The 8,244-nt window shown below is 61.0% G+C and carries 11 protein-coding genes and 2 pseudogenes; 2 read left to right on the forward strand and 11 right to left on the reverse strand.

The genetic code is table 11. The features are described 5' to 3' along the window. Positions 1 to 283 precede the first annotated feature (283 nt). The 11 genes and pseudogenes from MAMT_RS08305 to MAMT_RS08355 all read right to left on the reverse strand — a co-directional run bounded on the left by MAMT_RS08305 (position 284) and on the right by MAMT_RS08355 (position 7,316). Positions 284 to 988 (reverse strand): VIT1/CCC1 transporter family protein, encoded by a 705-nt coding sequence (locus MAMT_RS08305; RefSeq protein ID WP_142660514.1) that lies wholly within the window; start codon positions 986 to 988, stop codon positions 284 to 286. Then, on the reverse strand, positions 988 to 1,368 hold the full coding sequence (locus MAMT_RS08310) for a ferritin-like domain-containing protein (RefSeq protein ID WP_246186602.1): 381 nt from the start codon (positions 1,366 to 1,368) through the stop codon (positions 988 to 990). The genes MAMT_RS08305 and MAMT_RS08310 overlap by 1 nt, the downstream gene beginning before the upstream one ends. Before the next feature lie 78 nt (positions 1,369 to 1,446). Further along, a complete protein-coding gene (locus MAMT_RS08315; protein ID WP_142660515.1) occupies positions 1,447 to 2,022 on the reverse strand; it encodes an NAD(P)/FAD-dependent oxidoreductase in 576 nt (191 codons plus the stop codon). A gap of 2 nt (positions 2,023 to 2,024) precedes the next feature. After that, on the reverse strand, positions 2,025 to 2,492 hold the full coding sequence (locus MAMT_RS08320) for a hypothetical protein (protein WP_142660516.1): 468 nt from the start codon (positions 2,490 to 2,492) through the stop codon (positions 2,025 to 2,027). A gap of 160 nt (positions 2,493 to 2,652) precedes the next feature. Beyond that, positions 2,653 to 3,285 (reverse strand): peroxiredoxin, encoded by a 633-nt coding sequence (locus MAMT_RS08325; protein ID WP_142660517.1) that lies wholly within the window; start codon positions 3,283 to 3,285, stop codon positions 2,653 to 2,655. After that, positions 3,282 to 3,458, reverse strand: a complete 177-nt coding sequence (locus MAMT_RS08330) for a hypothetical protein (RefSeq protein WP_246186603.1) — start codon at positions 3,456 to 3,458, stop codon at positions 3,282 to 3,284. Before MAMT_RS08330 ends, MAMT_RS08325 begins: the two co-directional genes overlap by 4 nt. A 30-nt stretch (positions 3,459 to 3,488) precedes the next feature. After that, entirely contained in the window at positions 3,489 to 3,674 is a 186-nt protein-coding gene (locus tag MAMT_RS11710; RefSeq protein ID WP_246186604.1) for a hypothetical protein, read from the reverse strand. Beyond that, positions 3,626 to 3,798: pseudogene (locus MAMT_RS11715) on the reverse strand (Fic family protein); the annotation flags it as partial. The pseudogene MAMT_RS11715 and the gene MAMT_RS11710, both read right to left, overlap by 49 nt. A gap of 823 nt (positions 3,799 to 4,621) precedes the next feature. Beyond that, positions 4,622 to 5,740, reverse strand: a complete 1,119-nt coding sequence (nirK, locus tag MAMT_RS08345; RefSeq protein WP_142660518.1) for a copper-containing nitrite reductase — start codon at positions 5,738 to 5,740, stop codon at positions 4,622 to 4,624. Between the two features lie 78 nt (positions 5,741 to 5,818). After that, a complete protein-coding gene (locus tag MAMT_RS08350; protein WP_178087026.1) occupies positions 5,819 to 5,974 on the reverse strand; it encodes a plastocyanin/azurin family copper-binding protein in 156 nt (51 codons plus the stop codon). Between the two features lie 235 nt (positions 5,975 to 6,209). After that, positions 6,210 to 7,316, reverse strand: a complete 1,107-nt coding sequence (locus MAMT_RS08355) for a cobalamin-independent methionine synthase II family protein (protein ID WP_142660520.1) — start codon at positions 7,314 to 7,316, stop codon at positions 6,210 to 6,212. 388 nt (positions 7,317 to 7,704) lie between these two features. On the opposite strand from MAMT_RS08355, the gene MAMT_RS11775 reads away from it, so the two are divergent. Both MAMT_RS11775 and MAMT_RS11545 read left to right on the forward strand, forming a co-directional pair. Further along, positions 7,705 to 7,839 carry a hypothetical protein gene (locus MAMT_RS11775; RefSeq protein ID WP_281289110.1) on the forward strand — a complete coding sequence of 45 codons (135 nt, stop codon included), beginning with the start codon at positions 7,705 to 7,707 and terminating at the stop codon, positions 7,837 to 7,839. A 241-nt stretch (positions 7,840 to 8,080) separates the two neighbouring features. Then, positions 8,081 to 8,244: pseudogene (locus tag MAMT_RS11545) on the forward strand (IS481 family transposase); the annotation flags it as partial.

The following is an 8,244-nucleotide window of genomic DNA, read 5'->3' on the forward strand; positions in this document are numbered from 1 at the left end:
TGCTTCCGGCTGGAGCAATAGTTGCCGGGTGGAGATCACTCCCTCCCCACTGGGCGATGCACCCTTTTCCACGGCGCACGCGGAAGTTCAGCTAGGCGTTCGAGGTAGCCCGCCGCGCGGAACCTGCGGCAGGAAGCCCCGACTGACCGGCACCTAGGCCCCGCCCGCGATCATGAGGTGGGTCTTGTCCTCTGCAATGATGAAGAACACGCAGGAGTGCTCGGCGAGCGACGCGGAGTAAAGGGCCGCGAGCGCCCACACCAGAGCAATCAGAGCCGTACTTTCAAACAGCCGTGCCGACCAGTGCTCCGATCCCGGCGGTTAGCGCCATGGCGAGTGCGCCCCAGAAGGTCACGCGCAGCGTTGCGCGCCAGATCGGGGCTCCGCCGGCATATGCCCCGACCGCGCCCAGCAGGGCGAGAAACAGCAGCGAGGCGATGGAGACCGTCCAGGGCAACAGATCGGCGGGCGAGACCAGCACCATCGCCAGCGGCATCGCCGCCCCGATCGAGAAGGTCAGCGCCGAGGTCAGTGCGGCCTGGATGGGGCGCGCCGTCGTCACTTCGGAAATTCCCAACTCGTCGCGCATATGCGTGCCGAGCGCGTCCTTGGCCATCATCTGGCTGGCAACCTGCCGGGCAAGGTCGGGCTCGACTCCGCGCTTGACGTAGATTTCCGCAAGCTCGTCCAGCTCGAAGTTTGGCTGGTTGACCTGCTCAGCACGCTCGCGTTCGAGGTCGGCGTTTTCCGTATCGGCCTGCGAACTGACCGAGACATATTCGCCTGCCGCCATCGACATCGCCCCTGCGACCAGCCCGGCGACTCCCGCGACCAGAACCTCGGACGCCGAAGTCGCCGCTGCCGCAACGCCCACGATCAGGCTGGCGGTCGAAAGGATGCCGTCATTGGCGCCCAGCACCGCTGCGCGCAGCCAGCCGACGCGCGAGACAAGGTGGGTTTCAGGCAGGTGTGCGGCATCCGATCCCATCACTGCCCCTTCCGTTCGGCGCAGCGGCGGAACGCCGGCAGGTGGCGATCAAGGGATGCTTCGCGCCAGGCATGATAAACCGACAGGATATCCGCTCGTGTGCTTGTCTTCAAAACCCGATCGTAAATTGCCACGTTGTCGGTCTCGGCTTGCACGGCTTTATTACAGGCTTCCAAAAGGCTCAAAAACCTCGGAGGCGCGCCAGTCCAGCGGTCCGAGGGCGGGGCGATGTCATATCGTTCGAACAGCCCCAGCAACGCTGAAATATACCGTTTTTCCGCCTCGACGATGTTCACGAAGGCCCGGACCCCGCCAAAATCCTCAATGACTCGGGCATAGGTCGCACGGGTCTTGTATTCATCGTCGAGCGCCTCTGCCAAGCCCTGGCGCTCAGCTTCGGTAAGCGGTTGTGTGTCTGTTATCTCGAAATCCTTTCCGATAGCGCCTATCGGCATTCATCAGAACACCTTCAAGGCCGCAAATTGAGCTAGGCTCAGACCAAAGCCGCGAACCTTGCTGTGCGTCATGAAGAACAGATTGCGATAGCTCATCTTGAGTTGGTAGGGTATGCGACCCATCTTCAACACCTCGTCTTTGCCGCCGAACCAGGCGTTGGAACGGACGTAGTAGGCCTTACCTTCCCCCATGTCGCCGATGCAGAACACCACCGGCTGCAGCGGTTCGTTCGCCTCGTCGGCATCCATTCGGCCCATGTCGAGCGCCACCTGTCTGCCAACGATCTCAGCTTCCTGATGGCCGATGCCTCCGATCTTCGGAACAGTGACGGCCGCGCAATCGCCAAGGACGAAGATCTCCGGGTGGCCCAGCGCGCGCATCAGCAGGTCGGTCTTGATGAAGCCCGCGCTGTCGGCAATCGGCAGGTCGCGCAGGCAGTCATGCGCGATCCAGTCGGGCAGAACGAGCTTGAGTTCGGCCTCGATGCTCTGGCCGTCGGCAAACTCGATCCCGTCCTTCGTCAGGCGTTTGATATCGGCCATCTTGTTGCGGTAGTGGATGCCCATGCCGTCGGCCATTTTCAGGAAGCCTTGATATTGTTCTCGCCGGCGTCTGCGGCGATGGATTCCTCGGGCGTGAAGACGGTGATCCGACTGGGCGAAGAATTGGCCTCCATCTTGAGATAGCTGGCCATGACGGTGGTCATCTCCCGCACTGGCCCCTCGCAGGCTGCCTTGGCATAGGGGATCGAGCCGCCCGGATATGGTTGCAGGCCTTCGGCACCGTCACCCTGGTGGAAACGGGCCGAACCGATGGTATCGGGCCCGCCCTTGTAGCCACCCTCGAACAGAGGTTCGCGCAGCCTTTGGCCGTGGAACAGGTCGGACACGGTGTGGCCATGTGCCGCGAAGCCCTCGATCCGGTCATAGGCCAGATGCGCGCCCATCGCGAGCACCAGATAATCGTAGCTTAGCTTCTGAAGTTCTTCGCCCGGCCGCTCGGTGGGACGAAACGCCACGGTCTTCGCGTCGACGCCAAGCACCAACATTTCGGATTTTGCATTCGGATTTGTTATGGGATGCGGTCCTTGACTTGCCGCCACGGCGGCCCGGCAATCGGGCGGCGCGCCGTGGCGGAAGTCAGGTGACGGGGCCGAACAGGCGGTGCGGGATGATGGCACGGCCTGTCGTGAGCAAACGGCTCTCTGTTCAGGATTTGAGATCGACCATCCGCAGATAGGGGCGAATTTCATCCCATCCTTGGGGAAACAAGCCCTTGGCCTGCTCGTCCGTGACATCGGGAGGAATGATTGCCTTGCCACCCGGTTGCCAGTCGGCGGGCAGCGCGACGGAGCTCCGGTCGACTGTCTGCAGCGCGTCGATGACTCGCAGGATCTCGTCGAAATTGCGGCCGACATTCATCGGGTAGGTCATGGTCAGCCGCAACTTCCTGTCCGGGTCGATGATGAAGACCGAGCGCACCGCTTCGGTGGCGCTCTCTTCGGGGTGGATCATGTCAAAAAGCTTGGCGATCCGCAGATCGTGGTCTGCGACGATCGGGAAATCGACCGTGGTGTGTTGCGTGTCGTTGACATCGTCGATCCATTTCTTGTGCTCGTCGACCGTATCGGTGGACAGGCCGAGCGGCTTGACATTTCGCTTGGCAAACTCGGCCGAGAGCTGTGCGGTGCGGCCAATCTCGGTGGTGCAGACGGGGGTGAAATCGGCTGGATGGCTGAAGAAGAAGACCCAGGACTCCCCGGCCCAGTCGTGAAGCCGGATATGCCCTTTTGAGGTGTCTGCCTCGAAATCGGGGACGGTGTCGCCGATGTGTAAGCTCATTTCTTTTCTCCTTTGTGTGTTGGCTGACGGGCCATTCCAGATTGATCCGCGCGCTCGCAGGGTGCGCGTTCCAGTTGCACGGTAGCATGGCCGATGCCGAAGTCGTGCGCTAATTCGTCGGTGATATGGTCAAGAAAGGCATCCGGGTCGGTGCCTTGCCAGACCAGATGCACGGCCAGCGCGGTGCTGGTGGTAGACAGCGCCTAGATATGCAGGTCGTGCACGTTGCTGACGCCTTCTTGCGTGCCCAGCCAGTCGGCCACGGGGTCCATCGCCTCGATCGCGGCCCGGTCGCGCGCAATGAGGCTTGCGGCCAACGCATCGCCCGCATCGTCGCCCCCCCCTTGCCGTCCTGGAAGGGATGGATCTCCAGGATCACGACGACACACGGGCGATGATCAGCAGTGGATGGAGACGCGTCTTCTCGCGCTCCTGATTTACCCAGGCCACCCACTCCGTCATCCGTCGAGGCGTCTCGAAGGGCGACGCCGTCTGGAACACGATGCCGACCTGCGCGACCGGCCCTGATCGCCCATTGGGTTCCGTAGGCTGTGAGGGCTCGCCCTTTGCGGGTTCTTTCGAGGTTGTATTCGGCCGCCTTGAGAGCGGCGCAATCCTTGCGGAACGGTTCTTCGAGGACCTATCCGAATCCTACCGAGTCCAGCTTCCCCCCTCGCCGGGCTGCGGTCGGTCCCTTCGAGACCAACCTGCACTCCCGGACAGATCGGCCTCTCATGTGGATGCATCGCCTTTCACACGCATGCCCGCATTGCTCTTCTTCCCCAGGGACAACAACGGCCTTCGCTTCTTCCACACGAGCTCGGCGTCCGCATTGCCGGTTTCGAGGCTTTGTTCAGCGTTCATGTTCCTTAGGGCCTGCTTGCTCGGCTCTCCCGCTTTCTTGGCCTTTTCCCCCAGAGACTTCGACCACCGGCGTTGCCACCAGCAGCCGCTCCGGGTGCTTCCGGCTGGGGCAATCGTTGCCAGGTGGAGATCACTCCCTCCCCATTGGGCGATGCACCCTGTTCACGGCGCACAAGAAATGGCAGCTAATCTAGCTCGCCAAAAGGATGGCCAGAGGCTTCCGAAGCTTCCGGCACTTGCGAATCGCCGCTTTCCTCAAAGCCGGAAAGGTGACGTTGGATCTTCCCGTCTTGCCCACGTGAACCAGCGAGAAGGCCTGAAGTTCAGGAATGTCTGTGTTGGGTGCTGGCACAGCTCGCTTCCGGCAGGTTTTTGGGCAGTGCAGAAAACGGTCCTCATCACGAGTTTTTCTCCGCTCTATGGCCAAGACATAAAGCGGTCGTCCGCGATACAGGATTCCTCGCCAGCCTAGTCAATGGCCATCGCTCCCTACGCTGCCCGCCTTGAAGCTTTGGAAGACCTGTGGATTTGGCTCTCCTTCGACGTCAAGAAACCCGACCGCGCCCTTCTGCAGCCGCCCGAGGCTATGGTCGACCAGAATATACCTCCCCGGAATCACGGTCTTGAATTCCACCATCGTCGCGCCGCCTGCCGGGACAAGGGTTGACTGTACATTGCTCAAGGTCTCGCACGCACCTTCGGGATGAACCTTGTCGAAGATCTCGCCAATGACGTGGAAGCTTGAGACGTCGTTTGGCCCCGCATTGCCGAAAAAGATCCGCACCGTCTCGCCAACCTTGGCTTTCAGCGGATGCTCCTTACCGAGCGAGCCCGCGCTGCCGTTGAAAACAACAAAATCGGGTGTCTCCTTGACCATTTTATCGACGGCCGCTTCGTGAACACCGCTTTGGGTTGGATCGCCGTTGAGATACATGTCGCCCTGCATCACGTAAAATTCCCGGTCGACCTTTGGCCATCCGCCGGGCGGCTCGACGACCATGAGGCCGTACATCCCGTGCGCGAGGTGATACGGGATCATCGGCGTCGCGCAGTGATAAATGAACACGCCGGGTTTCATAGCTTTGAATTGGAACACGCTTGTTGCGCCGGGCGGGGTTTGCGTCACCGCCCCGCCGCCGCCGGGACCAAGCACGCCATGCGAGTCGATGCTATGGCTCACCAGGCTGTCGGTTGCGTTATGCAATGTGAGTTCGACGGTATCCCCCTGGCGGACGCGGATCATCGGGCCTGGGACGGTTCCATTATAGGTCCAATATTGGTAACCGACCCCATCGGCGAGCAGCCCGGTGACCGACTTGCATTCGAGCGTGACGTGAACCAATGTCGGCTTGTGCCGATTGACCGGCGGAGCAACGGGAGGCTGAGGCAGACGCCCTAGGTTTGCGGGCAGCGCGGGCAGGGCCGCCTCATCCGCCGAGTTGTAGGAGGAGGCAGCCGGAGGCTCGGTCTTCTGCGACTCCTGCGCAACGCAGGGCGCGTGCCAAAGCATGCCCAAAACGGCGGAGAGTGCCGCCGCCCGTATTGATATCAGCCTCTGGCCGCACCAGTCGCAACTTTGGTCTTGAGCCATCGATCTATCCCCTTAAAAAGGCACCGGTAGAATCTTTCCTCCGAGGTTGCTTTCACGATCCATCTGGTACCAAGCAAGTCAAAAAGCGCGGACGATCAGCGTGCCCTTCATGCCCGCCTCGTGATGGCCTGGCAGATCGCAACTGAATTGGTATTCCCCGGGCTTGTCGAAAATGACGGTCTTTCGAGCAATCTCGCCGGCCTTTACCTCCAAGCGAAAAGGGAAGGCGGGCACATCCAGTTGCTCTCCAGTCTCGACACCCTGCCGCAGGCGGCCAACTCCCTGTGTTGGGTCGCCTTCCCTCTCCTCGCCATCGGGCCGGCTGTTCCGGGATTTCTATCGGCCAATGCGTTTCTGAGCCTTTTGGAACTGTGCGCTGTGCCGTTGGCCTGTCCGTCTGCTTGTCTTGTCTGTCATTCCAATGGCTCCCTTCTTAGCTTAGCCACTGGTCGGATCTTTAGGGAGCACTTCAACTCCAAATCCGGTGTGCCGTCTCGGCCACCAGCTTCAGCTTTTCACGCTGCTGCTCCGGTGTGATCGGATTGCCGGCCATAACGGACGCAAAGCCGCATTGAGTCGATAACGCAAGCTGGTTGCGCGGGAAGAACTTCGCCGCTTCGTCGACACGCCGCTTCAGCTCTTCGGGATCCTCCAACTCCCCCTTCTTGGTCGAAACAAGCCCGAGAATCACGGTTTTGTCGCGGGGCATGTCGGCCAGAGGTTCAAAACCCCCGGACCGGCGATCGTCGTATTCCAGGGAAAAAGTGTCGAAATTCCGGGCAGCCGCAAACACCTTCTTGGCTATGTATTCGTATCCACCCGTCGCTAGATAGCTTCCCGCATTGTTGCCGCGGCAGACATGGATACCGAGCTTGACGCCGGAAAGACCGGCAACCGTTGCGTTGATGAGCTCGACGCCTTCCGTCAGCAGGCGATCGGGGGAGATGCCGTTGGCTTCATAGACATTCGACCGGACGTCTGGATCGACCAGCGTCGCCAACTCCGGCGCGTCTACCTGGATATATTGGCACCCGAGCGACACCAGTTCCTCGATATCCTCGCGCACGATCCGGGCGGCGTCCTCCATCAGCTTGAATGGATCGGGATAGGCCCCGCGCGAATACTTGGGCGAGAAGAGACTTCCTATCATCAGCGGGCTGGGAATGGTCATCTTTACCGGCTTGATCGCCTTGGCGCGCAAATAGGTGAACTCTTCGGCCGCCAGCGACCGCTTGCGACGCAGCTTGCCCGTGACTGCCGGAAGCTCTATGGGTGCCGGCGCACGCTCATTGCCCTTGCGCCAATGATGATGGATTTCGAGGGGCTCGGAAACCGGGCTGATCCCCTCGACGAAATCGGTCAGGGTTGCGAAGAAGATGGAACGGCGCTGCTCGCCATCGGTGACGACGTCGACCCCAGCCTCGTATTGGATCGCCAAGGCCTCGTCGACCGCCCGGTCTTCGATCCCCTTGAACTCGGCGGGCGTGATACGGCCCTCCTGCAGCTCAATGCGGGCGTCCTTTAACCATTGCGGCCGCAGGAGCGAACCGACTACCTCGGCACGGAAGGTCGCCATCGTCGTCTCCTTGGAGGTTTCTCAACTAAGCCACGCTATCGTGGATAGCGTCAACGCCAATTGGCGATTGAACTACTTGTCCCTCTCCTCCTGCTCGGAGGCTTTCCCGAAACGATCAGCGGCGACAGCGAGCGTGAGCGGCAAGACTGGTTCCGATCGTATCTCGGGCCGAAATCAGCAAAACTCGTCGGCTGCAACCGGCGGACCGGACACAGAGGCCGATCGGTCGGCATCTGATAGGCAAGTCTCCGAAGGAGGACAGGCGAATTGTTTCCGAAAACATTCGCCGCAACGGAGAAGGAAAGGTAGACGGTTACGGCCTCGTCATTGGGCCGAAAAAATTGGGGCCGGCCCCTGCTGCGCAGTGACCAGCCCACTGGCGGAAACAATGGCTCCGAAGGCGAGACGCGTCAATTATCCCTGCGATGTTCCGGACACCGAGCGCGAGCGGGACAAGATCGACCGGACAATCCGCCACCGCATCCTCGCTTTCCCGTATGGCCGCCTAGGGCGACTCGTCTAGACAGGAAGGGGCGATCTACCCACAAAAGAGGAGCCGATATACCCTGCCCTAACCTGGATGACTGTCTGGAGGGCGAGCTAGCGCGGTGGCGCCGGGGGGGATCGCGCAGCGGTACCTCTCTCTTTTGATTGCCTAGTTGTTGGGGTTCGTATGATTACCTTCTAGCCAATCGCTGTCCGTTGCTGATCGGGCGTGCGGTGCTTCGGGAGGTTGTGGCAAGCGGGAAAGCCGAGGCAAAGGTATGAGGATCGCCCTGCACAAGAATGCGACGACTACGCCGGCGATCCGCACGGCGATTCAACGGGCAGCGATTATGAGTTGGCGACGGCGTTTCGCGTGACTCGGGAGACGATTCGTCGGTGGCGGAAGCGGGATTTTGTCGAGGATGCCAGCCACACCCCGCAT

Origin of the sequence: Methylacidimicrobium tartarophylax (assembly GCF_902143375.2) — a bacterium.
GTDB classification, from domain to species: Bacteria; Verrucomicrobiota; Verrucomicrobiia; order Methylacidiphilales; family Methylacidiphilaceae; genus Methylacidimicrobium; species Methylacidimicrobium tartarophylax.